The organism is Phycisphaeraceae bacterium (genome assembly GCA_019454185.1).
Lineage (GTDB): Bacteria > Planctomycetota > Phycisphaerae > Phycisphaerales > UBA1924 > JAHBWV01.
Window position 1 is genome coordinate 2,437,003 of the sequence record CP075368.1, and the last position, 22,294, is coordinate 2,459,296.

General features: G+C 66.0%; 21 protein-coding genes. 9 read left to right on the forward strand and 12 right to left on the reverse strand.

Annotated elements, in window-relative coordinates:
* Position 1 precedes the first annotated feature (1 nt).
* A complete protein-coding gene (locus tag KF838_10405) occupies positions 2–820 on the reverse strand; it encodes a class I SAM-dependent methyltransferase (GenBank protein QYK47191.1) in 819 nt (272 codons plus the stop codon).
* A 262-nt stretch (positions 821–1,082) separates the two neighbouring features.
* Here KF838_10405 and KF838_10410 point away from each other — a divergent pair, with 262 nt between their 5' ends.
* Positions 1,083–2,633: a sulfotransferase gene (locus KF838_10410; protein ID QYK47192.1), complete on the forward strand. Its 1,551-nt coding sequence runs from the start codon at positions 1,083–1,085 to the stop codon at positions 2,631–2,633.
* A 200-nt stretch (positions 2,634–2,833) separates the two neighbouring features.
* Entirely contained in the window at positions 2,834–4,726 is a 1,893-nt protein-coding gene (gene dnaK / locus KF838_10415; protein QYK47193.1) for a molecular chaperone DnaK, read from the forward strand.
* A gap of 118 nt (positions 4,727–4,844) precedes the next feature.
* On the opposite strand, the gene KF838_10420 is transcribed toward dnaK, so the two are convergent.
* Positions 4,845–5,936 (reverse strand): hypothetical protein, encoded by a 1,092-nt coding sequence (locus KF838_10420; GenBank protein ID QYK47194.1) that lies wholly within the window; start codon positions 5,934–5,936, stop codon positions 4,845–4,847.
* Complete coding sequence (locus KF838_10425; GenBank protein QYK47195.1) at positions 5,933–7,744, reverse strand: HSP90 family protein; 1,812 nt, start codon at positions 7,742–7,744, stop codon at positions 5,933–5,935. Before KF838_10425 ends, KF838_10420 begins: the two co-directional genes overlap by 4 nt.
* 115 nt (positions 7,745–7,859) lie before the next feature.
* On the opposite strand from KF838_10425, the gene KF838_10430 reads away from it, so the two are divergent.
* A complete protein-coding gene (locus tag KF838_10430) occupies positions 7,860–8,261 on the forward strand; it encodes a hypothetical protein (GenBank protein QYK47196.1) in 402 nt (133 codons plus the stop codon).
* Between the two features lie 98 nt (positions 8,262–8,359).
* Here the strand turns inward: KF838_10430 and KF838_10435 are convergent, their stop codons facing one another.
* Genes KF838_10435 through KF838_10445 form a run of 3 tightly spaced genes read right to left on the reverse strand, consistent with a single transcriptional unit; the run spans position 8,360 to position 9,790 of the window.
* Positions 8,360–8,527 (reverse strand): hypothetical protein, encoded by a 168-nt coding sequence (locus tag KF838_10435; GenBank protein QYK49849.1) that lies wholly within the window; start codon positions 8,525–8,527, stop codon positions 8,360–8,362.
* Positions 8,484–8,654, reverse strand: a complete 171-nt coding sequence (locus KF838_10440; protein QYK47197.1) for a DUF2256 domain-containing protein — start codon at positions 8,652–8,654, stop codon at positions 8,484–8,486. Before KF838_10440 ends, KF838_10435 begins: the two co-directional genes overlap by 44 nt.
* Before the next feature lie 29 nt (positions 8,655–8,683).
* A complete protein-coding gene (locus KF838_10445; GenBank protein QYK47198.1) occupies positions 8,684–9,790 on the reverse strand; it encodes a DMT family transporter in 1,107 nt (368 codons plus the stop codon).
* Positions 9,791–10,087: 297 nt separating this feature from the next.
* Between KF838_10445 and KF838_10450 the strand changes: the two genes are divergently transcribed.
* The 3 genes from KF838_10450 (at position 10,088) to KF838_10460 (ending at position 13,615) form a co-directional block, all read left to right on the forward strand.
* On the forward strand, positions 10,088–10,846 hold the full coding sequence (locus KF838_10450) for a hypothetical protein (GenBank protein ID QYK47199.1): 759 nt from the start codon (positions 10,088–10,090) through the stop codon (positions 10,844–10,846).
* Positions 10,843–11,979 carry a hypothetical protein gene (locus KF838_10455; protein ID QYK47200.1) on the forward strand — a complete coding sequence of 379 codons (1,137 nt, stop codon included), beginning with the start codon at positions 10,843–10,845 and terminating at the stop codon, positions 11,977–11,979. Before KF838_10450 ends, KF838_10455 begins: the two co-directional genes overlap by 4 nt.
* 463 nt (positions 11,980–12,442) lie before the next feature.
* The gene (locus KF838_10460) at positions 12,443–13,615 is read left to right on the forward strand and encodes a N(4)-(beta-N-acetylglucosaminyl)-L-asparaginase (protein ID QYK47201.1); all 1,173 of its coding nucleotides are present in this window, start codon (positions 12,443–12,445) and stop codon (positions 13,613–13,615) included.
* A 9-nt stretch (positions 13,616–13,624) separates the two neighbouring features.
* Here KF838_10460 and KF838_10465 read toward each other — a convergent pair whose 3' ends face one another.
* On the reverse strand, positions 13,625–14,371 hold the full coding sequence (locus KF838_10465) for a hypothetical protein (protein ID QYK47202.1): 747 nt from the start codon (positions 14,369–14,371) through the stop codon (positions 13,625–13,627).
* Between the two features lie 32 nt (positions 14,372–14,403).
* Between KF838_10465 and KF838_10470 the strand changes: the two genes are divergently transcribed.
* Positions 14,404–15,057 (forward strand): HAD family phosphatase, encoded by a 654-nt coding sequence (locus KF838_10470; protein QYK47203.1) that lies wholly within the window; start codon positions 14,404–14,406, stop codon positions 15,055–15,057.
* 173 nt (positions 15,058–15,230) lie between these two features.
* Here the strand turns inward: KF838_10470 and KF838_10475 are convergent, their stop codons facing one another.
* Positions 15,231–15,905: a DUF4114 domain-containing protein gene (locus KF838_10475; protein QYK47204.1), complete on the reverse strand. Its 675-nt coding sequence runs from the start codon at positions 15,903–15,905 to the stop codon at positions 15,231–15,233.
* A 177-nt stretch (positions 15,906–16,082) separates the two neighbouring features.
* On the opposite strand from KF838_10475, the gene KF838_10480 reads away from it, so the two are divergent.
* Entirely contained in the window at positions 16,083–17,543 is a 1,461-nt protein-coding gene (locus KF838_10480) for an FAD-dependent oxidoreductase (protein ID QYK47205.1), read from the forward strand.
* A gap of 33 nt (positions 17,544–17,576) precedes the next feature.
* On the opposite strand, the gene KF838_10485 is transcribed toward KF838_10480, so the two are convergent.
* Positions 17,577–18,641 (reverse strand): DegT/DnrJ/EryC1/StrS family aminotransferase, encoded by a 1,065-nt coding sequence (locus tag KF838_10485; protein QYK47206.1) that lies wholly within the window; start codon positions 18,639–18,641, stop codon positions 17,577–17,579.
* 324 nt (positions 18,642–18,965) lie between these two features.
* On the opposite strand from KF838_10485, the gene KF838_10490 reads away from it, so the two are divergent.
* Positions 18,966–19,400 (forward strand): Hsp20/alpha crystallin family protein, encoded by a 435-nt coding sequence (locus KF838_10490; GenBank protein ID QYK47207.1) that lies wholly within the window; start codon positions 18,966–18,968, stop codon positions 19,398–19,400.
* Positions 19,401–19,449: 49 nt separating this feature from the next.
* Here the strand turns inward: KF838_10490 and KF838_10495 are convergent, their stop codons facing one another.
* From KF838_10495 to KF838_10505, 3 genes are all read right to left on the reverse strand, one after another.
* Positions 19,450–19,704: a (2Fe-2S)-binding protein gene (locus tag KF838_10495; GenBank protein QYK47208.1), complete on the reverse strand. Its 255-nt coding sequence runs from the start codon at positions 19,702–19,704 to the stop codon at positions 19,450–19,452.
* 109 nt (positions 19,705–19,813) lie between these two features.
* A complete protein-coding gene (locus KF838_10500; GenBank protein QYK49833.1) occupies positions 19,814–20,695 on the reverse strand; it encodes a DUF1559 domain-containing protein in 882 nt (293 codons plus the stop codon).
* Positions 20,692–22,275, reverse strand: coding sequence for a PQQ-binding-like beta-propeller repeat protein (locus tag KF838_10505; GenBank protein QYK47209.1), 1,584 nt, complete (start codon positions 22,273–22,275; stop codon positions 20,692–20,694). The genes KF838_10500 and KF838_10505 overlap by 4 nt, the downstream gene beginning before the upstream one ends.
* Between the last annotated feature and the right edge of the window lie 19 nt (positions 22,276–22,294).

Here is a 22,294-nt window from a genome sequence, read left to right on the forward strand (position 1 = left end):
TTCAATATTTCTTGAAACCTGCCCGTTGCACGACCCAGATGGCGGGCCGGAGTTGCTTCCCGAGGAGGCGGTTGGCGTGGCGCTGGTTGTCGAGGAACGTGGAGAGTGCGGGTCGGAGCGAGGGTCGGTCGCGGGCGATGGCGGAGGCGTTGGCGGCGAGTTTGCGGTAGAGCGCGGCGTTGAGGGCGCGGGTGTGCGATGGCGTGGGGATGTGGAGTTCGAGGACGCGATCGCCGCGCTGTTCGAGGAGTGCGCGCGATTCGTCCCGGGTGGGGATCTCGTGGAACTCCGGCGCGCGGCGGGTCAGGCGTTCATCGCGGAAGGCGTCGTCGATGATGTAGATCCCTCCGGGCTTCACGAGGGGGCGGAGTGCACTGCGGGCTTCGACGATGCCCCAGAGACCGAGCATGAGCGCGGCATCGAAGGGGCGGTGCTTTCGATTGGAGTGGTGGGCGAACGCGCGGGCATCGTCGTGGATGAACGTGGCACGGGTTGTGAGGTTGGCGCGGGCTGCGGCGGCGAGGGCTTCGTGGATGAACGCCTCGCAGGCATCGACTGCGACGACGGAGCAGCGGAGGCGACGGGCGGCGGAGATGGCGTTGGTGCCCTTGCCGCACGCGAGATCGAGGATGCGCGAGCGGGGCCCGATGCCGGCACGCTGGAGCATGTTGACGACGATGCGGGGGCTGCTGCCGAGACTGGGCATGTCTTTGAAGAGGAGATTGAAGACGGGAAGGAGGGAGGCCGGTGCATCGACGGAGCGTGCGACCTCGCGGCGGAGTGTGGAGGCGTGCCGGGGCGAGGAGGGTGTGCGGTTCATCCGGGTTCCGTGGATGCTGAGTGTGTGTGTGGTGCGGGGGAGCGTGTGGCGGAGAAGCCCGCGGGTTGTTCGGGCGCGTACCCTAGTCACTTCGAGTCCGGACCGGAGCACTTGGCCTTTGTCATCCACCCCCACCGCCCATTCCACGACATCCGCGGCGTCCTCGTCGGCATCACCTTCGGCGCGGAGGGGTGTGTCGGGGGGGGACGGAGGTCCGAGGTCGCGTGGTTCTGGCGGGTCGCTGTTGCGGAAGATGATTCCGGTGCCTCACTACATGGCGCTGGCATCGCTGGACGTGTGGGCGCGGTTGTTGGTTTCGAGGCGTCCGGGGGTGGAGCCCGCGTATCTGGCGCGGCTTGCGCTGAATCTGGCGACGTCGTACTTCGGGACGATCGTGGCGTTGCCGGAGCGTCTGCTGCTGTGGCCGGTGTTGTTCTTCAAGTTCCGATCGAAGACGCCTCGTGTGGATCACGGTCCGGGGACGGTTGTGGTTCTGGGGTATTTCCGATCCGGGACGACGCATCTTCAGTATCTTCTGTCGTGTGATCGGCGGTTCAAGACGCCGGTGTGGGCGCAGTCGATCCTGCCTCACGGGTGGGGGTTGTCATGGATTGTGGCGCGGTTCGTGCTGACGCCGTTCATCACGAACAGTCGCCCGCAGGATGATGTTGCGCTGGGTCCGGCGTGGCCGGCGGAGGACGACTTCGGCGTGTCGAACATGTCGTTGTGCTCGGCGATGCCGGGGCGTTTCATGCTTCCGCAGCAGCACGGGCACTACTCGCGCTTTCACGCGCTGGAGGGCTTGACGGAGCGGGAGCTGGTGCGGTGGAGGCGGGCGCAGGCGTCGCTGCTCTGGAAGATCACGCGGCTGAGGCCTCGGCAGGTGCTGCTGCTCAAGAGCCCGAGCCACACGGCCCGCGTGGCGGAGTTGCGTGCGATGCTGGGTGAGAACGTGAGGTTCATCCACATCACGCGCGAGCCGGCGGACGTGGTGCGTTCGAACGTGTCGATGTACGAGCGGCTCTCGATCTATCACCTGCAGGATGGGCCGCCGATCGAGGAATCGCGCGAGGCGATCGTGCGGGAGTATCTGCGGACGGAGGAGAAGTTCCTGGAGGAGTCGGCGGATCTGCCGCCCGATCGGCTGTGCAGGATCAGGTATCAGGATCTGATCGCGGACCCCGAGGGGACGGTGCGGAGGATCTACGGGCAGTTCGGCATGACGCTGGACGAGGGTGCGCTGGAGTCGATGCGTTCGTACCTGTATCGCGTGCGCGCGTATCGGACGGCATCGCAGAAGGCACCGAAGGCGGAGACGCGCGAGGAGCCGGACCCGCGGCTGGATGCGATGGCGGAGCGGTTCGGACACCGGGCGCCGACGTGTGCGCGGGTGTTGCCTCAGGATCCGAAGGACCTGGGCACGTCGGACCGGCGGAGGCGGCTGGCGTGGTATGTCGCGCCGATCACGACGGCGACGATCGCGGGGTTGTGGATGCTCTCGGCGTGGCTGGTGGGGAAGAAGTTTGATAACGCGATCTGGCCGGTCGGCGCGGTGATCGGGTGGGTGACGATCAAGACGGCGGGGATCGGTTCGCGGGGTCTGGGGATTCTGTGCGCGGTGCTGACGCTGTTGATCATGTTCGGCGTGGCGGGTCCCAACGCGATCCTGGCGTTCGGGTGGCGCGGTCGGGATTTCTGGCGGAACGTGGCGCAGTCATTCGATGATCCGACGACCTGGATCTACATGACGCTGGGGATGCTGACGGCGTATCGGTTTGCTTCGCGGGTGCAGGTGAAGCCGCCGGGGCTGTGATGCGTGCTGCCACTTTGGCAGCCCAGAGCGTGTGCGGGGCGTGGTGTGCGCCTTTGTGGGGTGTCGGGAGGGCTTCGGGCGCGTCGGCGAGCGATCGCTGACTGGCACACGGGTTGCAATTGGTGTGTTGCAGGGAAGTGGGTTTCCAAACGAACACAGAACGTCAGGGCCGGAGAGTGCCGGCCAGACGGGAGATGAACATGTCGAAGATCATCGGAATCGACCTTGGCACGACGAACTCATGCGTGGCGATCATGGAGGGCGGTAGCCCGAAGGTGCTGATCAACTCTTCGGGCAGCCGCATCACGCCGTCGGTGGTGGGCTTTACGGATAAGGGTGAGCGGCTGGTCGGTCAGCCGGCGAAGCACCAGCAGGTGACGAACCCGAAGAACACGATCTTCTCGATCAAGCGTTTCATGGGTCGTCGTCACTCGGAGGTTGAGTCCGAGGAGAAGCTGGTTCCTTACACGGTCATGGGGAACGGGGACGCGTTCGTGAGTGTGAAGGTGAACCAGGGTGAGTTCACGCCCCAGCAGGTTTCGGCGTTCATTCTGCAGGACCTGAAGAAGACGGCCGAGGACTATCTCGGTGAGAAGGTGGATCGCGCGGTGATCACGGTTCCCGCGTACTTCAACGATGCGCAGCGTCAGGCGACGAAGGACGCGGGCGAGATCGCGGGGCTGAAGGTGGAGCGCATCATCAACGAGCCGACCGCGGCCGCGCTCGCGTATGGCATGGACAAGAAGAAGAACCAGAAGATCGCGGTCTTTGACCTGGGCGGCGGCACGTTCGACGTGTCGATCCTGGACATCGGGGATGGCGTCTTTGAGGTGCTGAGCACGAACGGCGACACGCACCTGGGCGGCGACGACTGGGACCAGAAGCTGATCGACTTCATCGCGGAGGAGTTCCGGAAGAAGGAGGGGATCGACCTGCGCAAGGACGCGATGGCCCTTCAGCGTCTGAAGGAGGCGGCGGAGAAGGCGAAGATCGAGCTCTCGACGATGCAGGAGACGACCGTGAACCTGCCGTTCATCACGGCGGATCAGAACGGTCCGAAGCACCTGCAGGTCTCGATCACGCGTGCGAAGTTCGAGTCGCTGACGGACGATCTGTTCCAGCGTCTGCGCGAGCCGTGCGTGAAAGCGCTCAAGGACGCCAAGCTGGACACGAGCAAGATCGACGAGGTCGTGCTGGTGGGCGGCTCGACGCGCATGCCCAAGGCGCAGCAGATCGCCAAGGAAGTTTTCGGGAAGGAGCCGAACCGGTCGGTCAATCCCGACGAGGTGGTGGCGATCGGCGCGGCGATCCAGGGGGGCGTCTTGGTCGGCGATGTGAAGGACGTGCTGCTGCTCGATGTGACGCCGCTGTCGCTGGGCGTTGAGACGCTGGGCGGCGTGATGACGAAGCTGATCGAGCGGAACACGACGATTCCGACGTCGAAGAAGGAGACCTTCTCGACCGCGGCGGACGGGCAGACGAGCGTGCAGATCCATGTGCTGCAGGGGGAGCGTGAGTTCGCGAGGGACAACCGGACGCTCGGCCAGTTCGAGTTGTCGGGGATCGCGGCGGCTCCGCGGGGCACGCCGCAGATCGAGGTCGAATTCGCGATCGATGCCAACGGCATCCTGACGGTGACCGCGACGGACACGAAGGCGGGGAAGAAGGCGGACATCAAGATCACGAACTCGGGCGGGCTTGACAAGGCGGAGATCGAGCGGATGAAGCGGGATGCGGAGGCGCATGCCGCGGAAGACAAGAAGCGTCGCGAGGTGGTGGACCTGAAGAACCGTGCGGACGCGATGGTGCTTCAGACGAAGAAGGCGCTGGAGGAGCACGGCGGGAAGATCTCGCCCGAGGGTCGGTCGAAGGTCGAGAACGCGATCTCTGGTCTGGAGACGGCGATCAAGGGCGAGGAGAAGGAGCCGATCGAGCGCGCGATGAAGGAACTCGAGAGCGCGTCGATGGAGCTTGGCAAGGCGGTGTACGAGTCGGCAGCGCAGACGGCCGGCGCGACGGCGGGCGCGGAGAGTGGTCAGGGTTCGGGCAAGGATGACGATGTGATCGATGCGGAGTTCAAGGTGAAGGAGTAAGCGGGGGCTTTGGAGAGCGCCGACAGCCGCTCGCCTCAGAATCCGCACAACCTTTGAGATTGACTCACGCCCCCGGACGAGTGCCGGGGGCGTGTTGGTTGATGGAGCTTCCGAGAAGTCACTCCATGTGCGTGGCGTGAGAGAGCCAGCTCTCGATGTCGGTGGAGATAGCGTGATTGCCGTTGCGCAGATCGAAGCGCCTGGCGTCAACCCGCGCTGACGCGGCGTAGTGTGAGGCGAGTGCGAGGGGGTCTTCAAGACTCAGTCCCGCTCGGGAGGTCGCGCTGGGCGCGGCCACATGATCGAGGCCCGTCTGCGCCAGGCGGGTGAGGAGCACGGCGGACGCGGCATGGAACTCCATGCGGGCGGTATCGGTCGCGTGCTCGTCGGCGTCCAGTCTCCATCGTTTCCACCAGCGCGTGGCACGATCAATGTCGCCCGTGACGGTCGCGTGGATCATGTACCTGGACAAAGATGACAGCTGGCCGACCTCGTCTCGGAGCTTCGAGTGTCCTTCTCGGTACAGGCGGGCGGCGAGATCGGTCTCCCCACGGGAACGCAGGTGCACGAGAAGCGCGGCGAACGTGGAGGCGGGGACACCCATGCAGCTGAGACGTCCGGCGATGATCGCTCTTGCTTCGAAAAGGGCTTGATCGACATCGCCGAGGCGCAGCAGCGCTTCCACCTTTCGATCCTGTTCGCAGGCGCGGCAGTCGTCGCCGAGGCCTCGTGTCTGGCGCTGGAGTTCATCGAGCCCCGCGCGGATGTGATCGAGCCGTCCCATCGAGGTGTCAACGCCCAGCCGTTGCTGAACGTAGCCGCGCCGGCTCATGCCTGCGCGGACGAATCTCGACTCGAGATCGTTGAGGAGCCCATCGATAGCGGGTGCCGGGAGTGAGGCAAAGAGAGGTGCGGAACTGACGATCCACTTCATGTACCAGAGGATCGAGAACGACGGGAACCTGATGGGCTCTCGGTCGTGCATCGCCAGGCACCAGGCGAGTGCCGGGAAGAGGCGCGGCACGGGTGTGGCGAACTCGCTGGTGGAGAAGAGTGACAGGCGAGCCTGCCACCCAGAATCCAAGTCGCCGATCGAGTCGGCGATATCCGCGGCCTGCTCCAGGAGGGCGACACGCTCTCTTCCGGCGGGCGCCCGTTGGGCGGCTTTCAGGAGCGAATCAAGACGTGGATCGATGGGTCGCTGCCTCATAGCGACTCCGAGCCGGAGATTGCACGACCGATCAGCGCGAGGAGCCCGTCGGCGAGTGCGCCAGACTCGACGGTGGAGAGCGGATGAGAGCCGCTGATGAGGGACTGCACGTAGAGAAGACGGACGACTTCGCGGAGGATCTCGTCGCTGGCGGTTGCGGCCAGTCGTCGGATGACGGGGTGGCGGGCGTTCAGGCACAGCACCGGACGCGTGGACGCGACGGTCTCTTCCACGGCCTGTAGGGCTTGCACCCAGAATGGTGAGGAGAGATTCTTCGCTCGCTCTATGGAGCGTTTGAACGCCTCGTCGCTTGCCAGCCCGTACAGGGCGGGGATCTCCGGTGGAGCGAATTCACGCACGATCGCGTCGCATCCGAAATCGGCGATCGCGTGTGACGCGCGCTCGGCCAAGGTCCGGAACGTGTGCGTGTCGACGGGCTCGGCGAGCGAAGCGATGAGGTCTATGGAGTCAAAGGACTGCAGAGCGAGCTGGCCGAAGGTCGAGGCCGCCTTCTTGAGCAGTTCCTCGTGATGTGTATAACCCCCATTGAAGACGCAGATTCCCTCGCCCGCAGCGACATCGCGGATACGTTGGAACTGATCGGACGTCGGCGATACGCGAACGATCTCGTTCTCTTGGCGAAATCGGCCGAACTGCATGGTGCCGAAGGTGGTTTCGAATGAGAGGAAGTCGGCGATTAGGTCGAAGAACTCGTCGTCCTCTCGTGCGAGAGCCCGGAGGGCGGTGTCATGCACGGCGAGGACGGCTTCGAGTTGCTCGGGATCCTCGCGAGCCATTCGGACCAGTGCGGCGCGGAGCTGCGCACCGATCTCCTCGGAGGCCTGCGAGAGTTGCTCGTCGTGGTAGAGCGACTCGCGCGACGCCGTGGGATTCAGGGACTCGGCATTGAAGATGCACTTGACGAAAAAGGCCCATCGCGGCACGAGACCATGGGCTTGTTCCGAGAGGAACATACGGCGCAGATACACTCGATGCCCGCTGGAATCGCTGGGGTGACCGCTCTCGGGCTTGATGAACGCGTGTCCAGAGACTCCTCCTGCTGTTGTTCGGATAGGGATGATGCCGATCGGTCGGAAGCCGAGAGCGTCCTGGCAGAGATCCACGGCGCGATCGTGATCGATCGAGACCGTCTCGCCGGTGCATTCATCCCACGGGGTCCACTCGCGATTCACGTCTCGCTCATCACCGCCGAGAACGACTTGGACCCTGATCGGGAGCATCTCGCAGTATCGCTTGGCGAGCTCGTCGATCCTCTCGTGATCGAAGTAGTACTCGCCCTGCTCGTTGGCCTTCACATAGATCCGGGTTCCCACGGTGATACTGCTGGCATCAAGCTCCCGGACCTCGTAGCGGCCGTCGGCGTGCCCGCGCCACTCGACCGCCGGGCTCCCCGGCCGGGCGGAGCGCGAGATGGCCACGATCTCGTCGCTCACCATGAAGCACGAGAGCAACCCGATTCCGAAGCGTCCGATGAAGTCGCCCCGTCCGACTTCTTCGATCTGGTCACGCTTGGTTGATGCTCCGATGGTCGACATGAACGCGTGCATCTCGTCGGGTGTCAGGCCGATGCCGTCGTCTTCAATGATGAGCGTGGCAGGGGTGTCCTCCGAACGGTGCAGCTCGATACGGACCGTTCCGCGGTGCTCGGGTTCCAGCGCGCGGCGCGCGGTGATCGCATCGGCCCCGTTCTGCACCAGCTCTCGTATGAACACCTCGGGTGATTCGTACAAGTGGTGCGCGAGGAGATCGATGATGCCGCGTAAATCTACTTGAAAGCGCTGAGACACAACACACCTCCCGGTCGCAACAGACTCTCTTGGAATCATACTCGGTTATGTCGGAGTTGCTTGGCCCGCGATCTGGCGTCTGATAGACTTTCGTGATGAGCCTTAGAGGGTGTCGATGCCAAACTGCGACAAGTGCAACGCGGAGATCAGGCGATTGCCCCGTGCGCCGCGGACCGCTTTGCAGGAACTCGACGGATTTACGCTGCTCGGCAATCTGCTGTACTGGGGACAGCGGACGAGGTTTGAGTGCTCTGCTTGCGGCAATGTCCAGCCCGCGAGAGACGGCTATGCGATGCGGCTGCTCAAGCGGCTTCTGATCGCTGGTGCGATTGTTGGGTCGTTTGCGGGCATAGGCCTTGTGCTCCCAACACTCACGGACCGCGAGTCGCTTGGATCGCTCGGCGAGAGTCTCGCCAAGTTCACTCAGGGTTATTCGATTGTCGTGTTGTTCGTGTGCGCAGGTGCTGTCACGGCCATCTTGGTTCTGGCCGTGGATGCGGCGCGATCTCGCGGGTGAAGTCAAACCCCTTCGTGAGCAGCGGATGAGACTTGCACCCCTCCGGGGTGCGGCGTGATGTGGGCGAGCGACCATCGGCGGGGCGGTGTGGCGGGGTTTCAGACGCGGCGCAGCACGACCATTGTCATGTCGTCGCCCTGGGGCGAGCCGGTGCCGAACCTGGAGACCTCGCTGTCGATCGCGGCGATGGTCTCGCGGAGCATCTTGCGACCGGGTCTTGGGTTACGTCGGACGATTGGACGCGTCGGGTCTGCGTGCGGCTTCACGCCGGCAGCGATCGGAGCAGTAGAGGACGTGCGGCCAGTCTCTTTCCCACTTCTTTCGCCATTGGAAGGGGCGTTTGCAGACGGGGCAGTGCTTTTCCTGGCGCGGGGTGTCGTGTCTGCGTTTCATGGGGCCGGCGTGTGTGGGTCTCGGGCGCGTCACGGACTCGTCGAATGGCGCGGGGCGGATTCATTCGATTGGGCGATCAGTGCGACGGCGGGGTCTACGGGGAGATCGTCGAACTCGTCGATGGGATCGACCGGGGTGTGGGCGGCGGGAGCATGAGCGAGCGAGCCGCCTGCGAGCGCCGCGCGCGAGGCGCGTGACATCATGCGGTGCTGGGTGTAGAGCATGATGCCCGCGCCGGTGATGGCGACGATGCCGGAGGCCCATTGGATGGGAGTGAGTCTCTCGCCGAAGACGAAGAGGGAGGCGATGGAGACGGTGATGGGTTGGAGCTGCACGACGCCGGTTGAGACGGCAAGACCGAGGCGGCCGATCGAGTAGAAGTAGAGCGTGTGGCCGAGCCCGATGCCGATGAGGGAGGAGAGGGCGAGGAGGACGATCGATCTGGTGTCGAGGTCGAGGACGACGCCGCCGGATCGTGTGCCGAAGGGGAGCATGAGTGCGACCATGCCGATGGCGGTGTAGATGGAGATGGCGGCGAACGCGGTGATGGGGTTGACGCCGTGGAGGCACTTGCGGACGGAGAGGGCGTATGCGCCGTAGAGGAGTCCCGCGCCGATGGCGAGGGCGACGCCGGTGGCGGTGCCGCCACCGAGGCCGTTGGGGTTGGCGAGGAGCGTGATGCAGGTTCCGACGACGACGAGTCCGATGCCGGTGAGGTAGCCGCCGGATTTGATGACTCTTCGTTCGGCGGGGAACATGAGGAGCGCGCCGATGGTGACGAAGACGATCTGGAGGCGGAGGGAGAAGGTCATGAGCCCTGGGTCTATGTAGTACGGCGCGAGGCCGAAGCAGACCTGTGCGGCGGTGTTGAAGGCGGCGGGGATGAGGGCCATTTTCCAGATGCCGCGTGGGAGGCGTCTGCGGCTGAGTCCGAGGATGATGGCGGGGAGCCAGATGAGCGCGGAGAAGCCGTAGCGCCAGCCGTTGGCGGTCCATCCGTCGATGAGGGGGTTGCCGCCGTCGGAGGTGGCGAAGTGTCGGAGCATGAGTGGGACGGCGGTCCACGAGGCCAGTGTGAGGACGATGGTGGCGAGACCATCGGCCTTCATCCCCGTCGCGCCCGAACCTGACGACATCGCTCCTGCTCGCTCTCTCGCTTTGCCCGCGGTGGTCTTCTGCTTGTCTCGCGCCGGAGCGTCTGCGACTGCGGTCGCTCACGGGCTGCGAGGAAGCGGCAACTGTAGTTCGACGCCGGGGGCGGGCGTGGAGTCACTCGAATCGGACCATGTGCGGCGGAATTGTGTGTGAGCGGCTCCCAAGAACTGGCGACTTATGTCCCCTGCGGCTCAGGAGGGCCGTGCCACCAAGCGCGGTTGACACCCCGGGTAAACGCCCCGCGCTCGGGTGGGTCGGTTCCGGGTAGACTGGTCTTTATGCCCGTTGCGCACGCGTGCATCACCTGCGGGAATTCTCTCAGCCGCGTGCGCGCGCTGCGGGATCCGCATTATGGACTGCCGCTGGTGGTGTGCCCGGCGTGCGGGACGCCTTGCGTGAGGCGGCGTCATCCGTTGCAGTCGGGGTGGCGGCGGTGGCGGGCGGTGCAGAGGGCGATCCGTCAGATGGTCTTTCTGACGATCGGGACAGCGGCGATGCTGGCCGGTTCGATCGGCGGCGCGGCGCTGACGCAGGATTACTTTCGTGCGATCGGTACGAGATGGACGCGGCTGCACAGCGATGTGTTGACGGGGCGGGTCTCGCAGTGGCGCGCGCCGGAGTGGATGCAGGGATCGGGGGAGCCGTTCAGCCCGATCATGCTGGTGATGTTCTCGGTGCTGGGCGGGGTGGTGCTCTCGGCAGGGCTGACGCATTGGAAGAGGTGGATGCTGATTCCGGCGTGGGTGGGGTTGTGGAATGTGGTCGTGTTCATGCCGCTGGTGACGCATAGGAGCGTCGTGCTGGTCGAGCGTGTGTGGGCGTGGGTTCTCGGCGCGGGTCCGGTGTATGTGCCGCGGGGGAGCGGGCCGGACTTCACGGCGACGTTTGACCTTGCGGCGGCGTCGTTGTATTCGGTCGCGCCGTTCGCGTTCGGGATGCTCGGGGGGGCGCTTGCGAGGCGGCTCTCGGCGAAGAACGCGCGGCGGAGGTGGATCAAGCGGAGGCGCTGGCTGCGGCGCAGACGGGAGTCCAGATGAGCGATGTGGCGAGTGAGCGCGATGCGCGGGCCGGGGCGTCGGGCGGCATATCGGGGGGCGGGGCTGGCGTTGACGAGCGGGTGTCGGTGCTTGTCGGAGATCGGCTGTGTGTGTCGTGCGGGTTCAACCTGGCGGGGCAGACGGTGGTGCGCGAGCCGCATTACAGGATGCTCATCGTGCGTTGCCCGGAGTGTGCGACGGCTGCTTCGCTGCAGGAGTATCCGGTGCTTGGGAAGTGGGCGAATCGCTGGGGGGGTGTGCTGGCGGCTGTGATGATCCTTGTGACGTTGCTGCTGGCGCTCGGGACCGCGGGGACGATCTTCGGGATGTCGTATGCGGTGTCGCGGGTTGCATCGAAGCCGCTGACGGATCTGATCGCGAAGGAGCACAGCGCGTGGGCGAAGGCGTCGCGTGAGACGCAGAATGTGCAACAGGTGGAGAAGGCGAGGGAGGCGCTTGCAGTCGCGAAGGCGGAGGAGGTGGAGGCAATTCTGGCTGCGGAGGCCGCGCCGGATTCGGAGACGCTGCGGGCGAGAGCGGATGCTTCGGTGCATGCGACGAGCCAGGCGGAGCAGCGTCTGGTGAACGTCCAGGCGACGATCGATCAGCAGGTGCAGTGGCAGACGTATTACGACACGAGCTGGGTGTCGGTTGTCTGGCTCGATCAGCAGGACACGGGCGATCTGATCGCGAGGGCGCGTGCCGAGGGATCGAAGCACCTCGCGACGGCGTTCTCGTTGTGGACACTGCTCGCGATCATCGTGTTCGCGCTGGGCGTCTTGTGGGGGGTTGTGATGTTGCACGCGCGGGCGAAGCGGATGGCGTTGGTGTGCGTGGTGATTCTGGCGATTGCGGCGGTGTTTGCGGCGATCCAGCGTGCGGGGGGCGGGATGAGTACCACGATCATGGGGGCGACACAGATGGAGTTGACGTCGGATGTTGCCACGCGGATGCTGGGCGTGCTTCCTCTGGCGCTGTCGGCGGGATTGGCGGGGATCCCGCTGTTTTTCGGGATGATCTCGGGGCGACCGCTTGCACGGTTGTATGTGCGGCTGGTGCTGCCGCCTCGGCTGCGGGGTCCGCTGGCGACGTTGTGGATTGCGGATGGGCTTTCGCCGCCCTCAGCGCGATGAGTGCGAGGTGGCGGAAGCGAAGGCGCGGATGCGCGCGATCCGTCGGCCCGCCACTCAGAGGGCCGATGCGGATCGTTGCCGCGTGATGCGGCGTTCGCGATGCACTGGGGGACAGGACCCCTCCGGCTCCTGTCCCCCGCTGGGACATCCACACCCGCAGGCGTGGACGGCGGTGCCAACCCTCAAACGAGTCCTCGCACGAGAACGACGCGGAATCGCTGGGCGATGCACGCGACGACAATCTCGGTTCACTTAAGAAAGATGTCGGGTCGAGCACCGAGCGCGCGAGGATGGGAAAAGTTTCGAGATCGCCCACATTGCCCCTCCAGCCCGCCTTCTCAGGGGGAGTCGGCCGTGTGTAGATGTGTTGTCAGGGAGGGGTATGTGAGGGGGTTCGGGGGGGTGGTGCGTGGGGGATGTGGGTCGAGGTGACAAGTCGGCGTGGTTGTGCGAGACTGGAGGCATGGGAACACACAGAAACGGGATTGGTCGGCGTCGCTTTCTTGCGGGGTCGGGGCTTGCGGCGGCGGGGTTGTTGTCGGTGCGAGGAGAGGCACGCGCGGGATCGCGTCAGCCCCCGGTCTCGCCTGAGGAGCCGGCGGCGAGGCGTGCGGCATCGGTGGGCGATTCGCACCGCGGGCCGTGCGTGATCGCGAGCGGGAACGGACCGAACGCGACGGAGCGTGCGTTCAAGGTGATGTCGGCGGGCGTTGATCCCGCCGAGGCGGTGGTGGCGGGCGTGAAGCTGGTGGAGGATGATCCCAAGGACAACTCGGTTGGGTACGGGGGATTACCCAACGAGGAGGGTGTGGTGGAACTGGATGCGTCGGTGATGCATGGTCCGACGCACAAGGCGGGGGCGGTGGCGGGCCTTCGGAACATCAAGAACCCGGCGGCGGTCGCGTTGAAGGTTCTGCAGCGGACGGATCATGTGCTGCTCGTGGGGGAGGGCGCGCTGCGGTTTGCGCGGGCGCACGGGTTCAAGGAGGAGAACCTGCTGACGCCGGAGTCGCACGCGGCGTGGCTTCGGTGGCGGGAGGCGATGGGCGCGGACGACTGGTTGAATCCGGAGGAGCGGGATTGGCCGCGGCCGGGGAAGAAGACGCTGGAGGAGTTTCTTGCGGAGGAGGCGAAGCAGTCGCGCGGTCGTGACGCGGGGCCGATCCCGTTCACGTGGGGGACGATCCATTGTTCGGCGGTGAACAGGGACGGGGATGTGGGCTCGTGCACGACGACGAGCGGGCTTTCGTGGAAGATCCCGGGGCGGGTGGGTGATTCGCCGATCGTTGGGGCGGGGATGTACTGCGAGAACGAGGTGGGCGCGGCGGGATCGACGGGGCGGGGTGAGTCGTTGATCGTGAACTGCGGCTCGTTCTCGATCGTGCAGTACATGGCGGCGGGATTGACGCCGACTGATGCGTGCCTCGCGACGCTGAAGCGGATCGTGGATCGCACGCGCGAGAAGCGGCTGCTCAACTCGAAGGGGAGGCCGAACTTCAACGCGTCGGTGTATGCGCTGCGGAAGGACGGGGCGTACGGCGGGGCGTGCATCTATCCCGGGGGATCTTTCGCGGTGACGACGAGCGACGGGGAGACACGGGTTCATCCGTGCGCACCGCTGTTTGAGGCGGAGTGAGGGGCGCGATCAGACTCGGATGCGGTGCGCGGCGAGCGCGTCGTAGAGCGTGCGGCACTGGGCGTGGACGCCGGCGAGGTGGTCGGGGACGGGCTCGTTCTTGGGCTTGTAGGGCTCGAAGCCGGTGGACCTCTCGACGCTGGCGTACCAGTGCTTGGCCCACATGCCGTCGCTGGCGCGGGGGCCCGCGGGCCACGTGAGCATGCGATCGGTGAAGGGGATGGAGAGGGCATCGCAGAGCGCGGCGAGCGCGGCGCGGGGATTTCGGAGGACGTCCGCGCCGTCGATGACGGGGGGTGTGCGGCCGGTTCGTCTGCGTTCGGCCTCGAAGAGTTCGACCTGCTGGGGGAGACCGAGGTCGTGCGCGGTGGGGTTGGGCACGATCTTGATGAAACTGGTGATGACCTCGGCGGGATCGCGGATGAGGAAGCAGTTGGTGAGCCCGGCGACCCACTCGCGCCCCATGGTGGGGAGGAGATGGTGGGCCATGTGCTTCTGGTACCAGATGGGGTGGGCTCCGGGGATGGGGCCGAGGAGCGAGGAGACGACCCTGGTCCAGTCGGGCTCGTGGGTGGCGATGATCTCGTCGCGGCCGGGGTGATCGACGCCGGTGGCGCGGAGGTAGTGGGCGTAGAGGGGCTCGTCGATGACGGCGCAGTCGGAGCGGTTCTCGAAGGAGCGCATCATGGCGGTCGAGATGTTGCGCGGGCCGGACCACATGGCGATGCGGACGGGCGGGCGTGGATCGTGCGGCATGGCGGGAGTGTACCTGCGTATGTTTGCTGCGCATGGAACGGATCGAGGCGATCATTTTCGACTTTGACGGCGTGCTCGTGGATTCCGAGCCGCTGCACGAGTGGGCGATCCGGGAGGCGGTCTCGGAGCTCGGGTGGGCGTTCTCGCACGAGCAGTTCGTGGAGGGGATCGTGGGGCGCGGGGATGAGCGGGCGTTCGTGACGATCGCGGGGTGGAACGGGGGCGACCTGACGCAGGAGCGTGCGGCGGCGTTGCTGGCGCGGAAGCGTGCGCTGATGGGGGAGGGAATTGCGGCGGGGCGGTACGAGGTGCAGGAGGGCGCGGCGGAGATCGTTGCGCTCGCGGCGGAGCGGTATCCGTTGGCGGTCTGCTCGGGGTCTCGGGCTTCGGTGGTGTGCGGGATGCTGGATGCGACGGGGCTGGCCCCCCACTTCCGACACGTTGTGACGGCGGATGATGTGACGCGGGCGAAGCCGGCGCCGGACGGGTATCTGCTCGCGGCGAGTCGTGTTGGTGTTGAGCCGGCGGGGTGCCTTGCGATCGAGGACACGCCGACGGGGATCGAAGCGGCGAAGGGCGCGGGGATGCGGGTGATCGGTGTGTGCCACACGTGTCCGGCGGCGGCGCTCCAGGAAGCGGACGAGGTGCTTCATCGGATCGGGGATCTGCGTTCACGGCTGAGTTAGACGCGTTCGACCATGTGGTCTTGAGTGGGGCTCCACCAAGAGCGGTGCCATGGAAGAGCAGATCAAACAGGCCACGGCTCTGGAGAGCCGTGCCACCAAAGCAAAGGATGAGAAACGGGCTCCGGAACATACCGGAGCCCGTTCGCACAGAAGGAGGTCGCGTTTGGTGGGGCTCAGCGGCGGCGGCGTCCCGCGATGACGCCGGCGAGGCCGAGGGCGGCGAGTGCGCCGGGTGTGGGGACCATGCCGGTCATGGCGACGACGCCGAAGTCGTTGTAGTCCTTGTCGCCGAGGTTCCAGAGGTCTTCCCAGGAGAGGATTCTGCCGCAGGAACGCAGGGTGCCGTTCTCATCGCGGATCATGAGTGAGACCATGTGGTCTTTGCCATCGGGGTTCATGCTGGTGACGCTGCGGTAGACGGTGCTGTTCACGCCGCCGTTGTCGCCGGAGTAGAAGGCGAGCCCGAAGAGTCCGCTGATGGAGAGGTCGGCGGCGTTCGGGAGGCCTGAGCTGGAGCCGCCGATGACCCAGGTGATGTCGGCGGGGTTGTCGGGCATGAAGTATCCGAGTTTGTGGTGGGGCGCGTGGCCGGCGCGCTGCCAGGAGACTTCCCAGTGCATGGACTCGGCGCCTCTGCACATCTTGAACCATTCGTCGGAGGTCTGATCGCCGGCGGACTCGAGGAAGCCGACGCTGCTGGTGTAGCCGGCGTCGTAGATGAGTTGCTGGAGGTTGGCGTTGGGGCCATCGGGGCTTGTGATGAGCTGGGCGGGATTGATGATGTCGGCGGAGGCGGAGACGGAGGCCAGGGCTCCGACAAGGCAGGCGAGCGTGTGGGTGGAGCGCATCTTTGATTCTCCTTCGAGCGTGTGTGCGGTGTGTCTCGTGTGCTGGAGAAGAGTGCCACACGACGGGGCGGTTGCCAGCCGGAGGAGGGGGAGGAGGGGTCGAGAGGCGTGATCGGACCGTCGCGGGCGATGCGGGCGGCGCAGACGGACGGGGCGGGGGTCGTTATGCTGACGTGCATGGCTACCTCGCTGCTTGCACGGCTGGCGTTGCGCTTTGACCGCGAGCGGGTGATGAGTCGGCGCGAGGTGCTGCGCGACTCGGTCGCGGCGGCATCGGCGGTGTTGCTGGGGGCGGGTATTGCGCGCGGGTCGATCGGCGGGCGGTCGGCGGGTCGGCGCGTGGTCGTGATCGGGGCGGGATTCGCGGGGCTCGCGGCGGCGCACGAGTTGTTGAGCGCGGGGCACGAGGTGACGGTTCTGGAGGCGCGGGCGCGTGTGGGCGGGCGTGTGCTGACGTTCCGCGACATGGTGCCGGGCAAGATCGTTGAGGGGGGCGGTGAGTTGATCGGCGCGAACCATCCCGCGTGGCTGGGGTATGCGAAGAGGTTCGGGCTGACGATGCGGGATGTCACGGAGGAGGATGGAGAGTTCCCGATTGTGCTGGGCGGGCGGATGCTTGACGCCCGTGAAGCGGAGGCGTTGTGGGAGGAGATGGATGGCGTGCTCTCGGCTCTGAATGACGCGGCGCGGGCGGTTGATCCCGTGCGTCCGTGGGAGAGCCCGGATGCCGAGGGGCTGGATGCGCGTTCGATCGGCGAGTGGATCGACGGGTGTGGGTGCGGAGCGGAGTGCAGGAGCGCGCTGCACGCGCTGATCACGGCGGACAACGGCGTCGATTCGCAGGAGCAGAGCATGCTCGCGAATCTCGCGATGATCGCGGCGGGCGGGTTCGAGAGTTTCTGGACGGACTCGGAGGTGTATCGGTGTGCGGAGGGGAACCAGACGCTTGCGCACCGACTTGCGGGAGCGGTCGGTGCGGAACGGATCCGACTGAAGGCGGCGGTTGCGCGTGTGGAGCGGGGAGAGGCGGGCGTGCGCGTGATGGTTGGTGAAGAGGTGATCGAGGCGGACGACGTGGTGCTTGCGACGACGCCGAGCGTGTGGGACGGGATAGCGTTTGATCCCCCGCTGCCGGACGCGCTTCGCGTGCAGATGGGGAGGAACACGAAGCACCTGACCGTGCTGTCGGGGCCGGTGTGGCGCGAGAGTGGACGCGGGCCGGACTCATTGTCTGATGGGCACGTGCAACTGACGTGGCACGAGACGGACAATCAGGATTCCGCTGATGAGCGGCGCGTGGTGATGACGTCGTTCGCGGGAGGATCCGCGACGGATGCGCTGCGGGGGATGGAGCGATCGGCGCGGGAACGGGCGATTCTTGATCATCTTGAGCGCGTCTACCCGGGGGCGGGACGCGCGGCGTTGCTCTCTCGGGATATGGACTGGCCCGGTGATGCGCTCACGGGGGGCAGTTACTCGTTCCCGGGGCTCGGGCAGTTGACACATTCCGGGCGAACGCTCGCGACCGGGATTGGGCGGCTGCACTTTGCGGGCGAGCATTGCTGCCCGGGATTCGTGGGGTATATGGAGGGCGCGCTGGAGAGCGGGATCGCTGTGGCGCGGAGGATTGGGATGTAGGCAATGGGCAATGGGCGGGGATGATGCCGCTGCTTAGGCGGCGGCGGATGCGGTCTTGGCGCAGCCGGTGATGATGGAGATGGCGTGATCGACGTCTGTCTTTGCGACGTCGAGGTGGAGCACGGCGCGGATGCGTTGGGGGCCGTTGGCAAGGACCAGGAGGCCTGCTGCTTTGAGCCGGTCGCAGAACTGCGCAGCGGTTCCGAGCGAGGGATCGACGTCGAAGAAGACCATGTTGGTCTGCACGGCCTCCATGTCGACCGAGAGTCCGGGGGTGTTGGCAAGGGCCGCGGCGAGCTTTCTGGCTGCGGCGTGGTCTTCGGCGAGGCGGTCGACGTGATGATCGAGAGCGTGGAGCGCGGCGGCGGCGAGGATGCCGGACTGGCGCATGGTGCCTCCGAACATCTTGCGGAAGCGATGGACGCGGGTGATGAGTTCCTTGCTTCCGGCGACGGCGGAGCCGACGGGCGCGCCGAGTCCCTTGCTGAAGCAGCATGAGATGGTGTCGAAGGAGCGTGCCCAGGTTCCGACGGGGATGCCTGTGGCGACGGAGGCGTTCCAGATGCGTGCGCCGTCGAGGTGGGCCCTCATGCCAAGTTCGTGCGTCTTCTTGGCGACGGCTTCGGCCTGCGCGAGGGGCCAGATGGTGCCGCCGCCCCGGTTGTTGGTGTTCTCCACGATGACGAGCTTGGACCATGAGAAGTGGTGGCTGCGGGGGCGGAAGGCGGCCTCGACGTCGTGGGCGGTGAAGAGGCCGTGGCGGCCGCTGAGTCCCTTGACCATGACGCCGGAGAGCGCCGCGGGTGAGCCGGTCTCGTAGTGGATGATGTGCCCGTTCTCGTGGCAGATGACCTCGTCGCCGGATTCGCAGTGGGCGCGGATGGCGGTTTGGTTGGCCATGGTGCCGCTGGGGACGAAGACGGCGGCTTCCTTGCCCATCATGGCGGCGATGCGCTCTTGGAGTTTGATCACGGTGGGGTCGTCGCCGAGCACATCGTCGCCGACCTCGGCATCTGCCATGGCCTGACGCATCGCCTTGGTGGGGCGGGTGACGGTGTCGGAGCGCATGTCGATGGGGCGGTCGGCGTGGGTGCTCATGGATGGCTCGTGTGTGGGGAGATGGATGCGAATGGGCGTTCGGACGAACGGATGTTCGGCGGATCCGGGTATGGACTGACGAGTTTATGCGGTCTGCCAACGTGGCATCCCCGTGTGCGGGGCGTCGCAAGAGTTGCAGCGGATCGGCGGGAGTTTCGTTGGTCCGGCGGCGTTATTGGCGGCCGCGGGGTGTGGCACATCGGTTGCAAGAGTGGGTGTGTGAAGTGAGCCACCCGGTTCGGGCACGGGTCCGAGCGTGGAGATGAAGGTGTGGCGACCGACCAGTCAGAGCATCACCAGCACATTCGATAAGGAGGCATGACCATGCGAACCCTGATTCGACGCACCCCTGTTGAGGTTCCCCAGTTCTCTTCGCTGCTGAACCATGTGTTCAGCGATCCCTTCTTCGGCGGCGTGGCGACGATCACGGACGACGAGGGGACACTGGCGATCGACGTGTCGGAGGACGAACAGCACGTCTTTGTGCGCGCGTCGCTGCCGGGCTTTGCGAAGGAGGACGTGAGCATCGAGGTGCATGACAGCGTGCTCTCGATCAGGGCGGAGCGCAGCGAGGAGAAGGAAGAGAAGAACGAGAAGTTCTACCGGCGTGAGCGGCGATTCGGCTCGATGAGCCGCTCGGTCGCGTTGCCGAGTCCGGTGCGAGAGGGAGAGGCGACTGCGGAGTTGAAGGATGGCGTGCTGACGGTTCAGATCCCGCGTGTCGCGGAGAAGACGCCGAAGCGGATCGCCATCAACTGATTGATCGGGCGTATGCCCTCAGAAGTGATCGCGTGAGTGGCGGCCCGGTTCAGGTGAGCCGGGCCGCTTGTGCGCGCGGAGCGGGCTGGGTGTTGAGAAGGGCGGCGAACTGGGCCCCGGTGAGGACGGGGAACTCGGTGCGTCCGGTTTTGAGCATGAGTTGGATGTAGGGGACGCAGGTGCCGCAGCCCGTGCCGCAGCCGGTGCGCTTGGAGAGCGTGTCGAGATCCGGCCCGACCTGCTGGGCGAGGTCTTTGAGTTCGGCGAAGGTCACGTCGTGGCAGACGCAGCGTGTGACGGGCATCGCGTGTTGCTCCTGTTCGTTCCTGACAGAGACGCGAACGGGCCGTGTGGTGCTTGGTGCCGGGGCGAACTCTTCGGGTGGATTCGTGCCAATGGGGTGATCGGACGCATTATCGCCAGCGCTTCCAGTCCGGGATGTAGGCGGGGTCGTTGGCCGCGCCGACCGAGCCGACGCGGTGCGAGGGTTGGATGATCCAGTCGGGCTGGGCGTTGTGCGTTCGGGCCGAGCCGTCCGCCATTGCGGTGGCGGCGTTCCCGGTGTAGCCGGGGCGGGCTCCGGCGGCGACGCCGTGGCGGAAGGCCGTCGTCGGGTGTGGATTCGGCTCCCAGAGCCCGGAGCCCCTGTAGAGCATGGGAGGATCGAGGAGCGCGGTGCTTCGGCCGGGTCTTGTGGCGTTTGTGACGAGGAGTGTGTCGGCGAAGACGAGCAGGTCTGCGGGGCGTTCGATGTCGTGGAGTCGCTTCCAGGGCTGCCGGCAGATCGTGCCGGACCAGCCGGGGGTCTTGTCGGGCGTGAGGTAGTAGCCGTTGTAGCCGTAGGTGCTCGTGATGCGTTCGACTTCGGGAATGGACGAGCTTCCCTGGGGGATGTAGGTGCCGATCGGCTGCGAGGGGCACTCGAAGACGGAGCGTTCTCCGAGCCATCCGGCGAGATAGGGGGAGATCAGTCCGGCGGCGTGGTCGATCGTGCCGGTTGATGCGCCGTCGGTTCCCCACCAGAAGATGCCGTCTCCGCTGCCGACATCGCGTTCGTCGGTGTATGCGAGTGGCATCGCGTGCTCGCGATGGTCGTGCGCGTACATCATCCAGGCGAGGCCGAGCTGTCGCTGATTGGAGAGGCAGACGACGGTTCGCGCGGCTTCTCTGGAGGAGCCGAGGCCGGGGAGGATGATGCCGAGGAGGAGCGCGATCACGGCGACGGAGACGAGCGCCTCGACGAGCGTGAATGCGCGCGGGCGGATGGTGAGGCGCGGTACGGGGCGTCGGTTCATCGGTGTCCCCTGACGCCGAGCGGGCCGGCCATGTCGCGATGCTCATCGCGTCTGATCTCTTCGATGAGCAGGCGTCGATCGGCATCGTTGGTGATGCCGTTGCGATCGATATCGCGCGTGCCGGGGACAGGACCGGACGCTTCCCAGGCGTGGAGGTCTTCGGCGTCGATCCATCCGTCGCGGTTGACATCCAGATCCGGCCCGAAGGCGTGGAGCCCTCCGGCGCCGATGGTGTAGACGGATGCTCCGACGAGCGCGGGTGTGCTGCCCGCGCCGATGAACGTCTGCACAATGAACGAAGGGGAGCTGGGTGCGACGGAGAGATCGATGAGGCGGAGGTTGGTGCAGGGCGCTGCGGTGCCGGTGCCCGTCGGAAGCGTGCCGACGAGGAGGTGTGCGGAGGTCGTGGTGGTGATGGCGACTGGCTGATGGGTCCAGCCGCCGACCGAGAGGTACTCGCCGGTATCTCGGAGCCCGTTCGAGTTTGCGTCGATCCATGTGGCGATTGCGCTGTCCCAGAGTTGGGTTGCGTCGGAGCCGTTGTCCTGGAAGAGTTGGATGGAGGGTGATGCGCCGAAGCCGGCGATGCCGCCGGAGAGGATGATGCGACCGTTGTCGAGGATGATGGGGATCGCGTCGGTGCGGTTGCAAGGCACGCTCCAGAGGAGCGAGCCGGAAGCGGCGTCGAGTTTGACGAGGTTGGCGGCGTTCTGCCCGCCGCCGAAGGCGTAGGAGGCGGCAAAGGCGTTGCCTTCTTTGATCGAGAGACCGCCGAAGAAGCCGAACGGCTCGGTGTTCTGGTATACCCAGAGCGGCGCGTGTGGAGCGGTCGCGCGGGCGTCGAAGGCGAGGATGGAGCCGGCGGAGAATCCGAACTCGCCGACAGTGGCGACGAAGATTCTGCCGCCCGCGTATGCGGGTGAGTTGCCGGATGTGCCCCCGATGACCGTTGACCAGAGGATCTGTCCGGGTGCGTGGGGGTTGCGTGCGGCGTCGAAGGGGTCGGCGTTGATGCAGTAGAGACGGCCGGACATGCCGAAGCCGTCGGCGTCGGTGATGAAGATGCGGCGCGGGGCTTCGGGGGTGAGCAGAGGAGAGGCGTTGACGATGTTCCGAGAGAGCGTGGCGGACCAGTTCTGCGTGCCGGAATCGGCATCGAACGAGAGCACGCGGTTTCCGGCGGCGACGATGATGTTGTTCGACCCCTCGTCGATCGCGGGCGAAGACCATGAGTCGGTCACGGGGTTGGGGACGGGGGAACTCCAGAGGCATGCGCCGTCGGCGCGACGAAATGCGAAGAGACGGCTGATGCCGCCTGAGCGGCCGAGTGCGTAGAGACGCTGGCGATCGACGACCGGGCCGGACTGGCCGTTGAAGGTGATGGGTCGATCGGCCTCATCGACGGAAGCGATCCAAAGGGGCGCGGCAACGTTTACCGCTGCCACGCCCCACTCTCCAACGAGGCCCGGGCGGGCCTCGCTCCTCGCGTAGTGTGTCCAGAACGTCTGCGCTGACGCGACGGGCGCGTGGAGCGCGAGCAACAAGGCGCACGCGCGTGCGGCGCGGCGGCGAGTTGCCAAGACTCTTCCGGACGAGGGA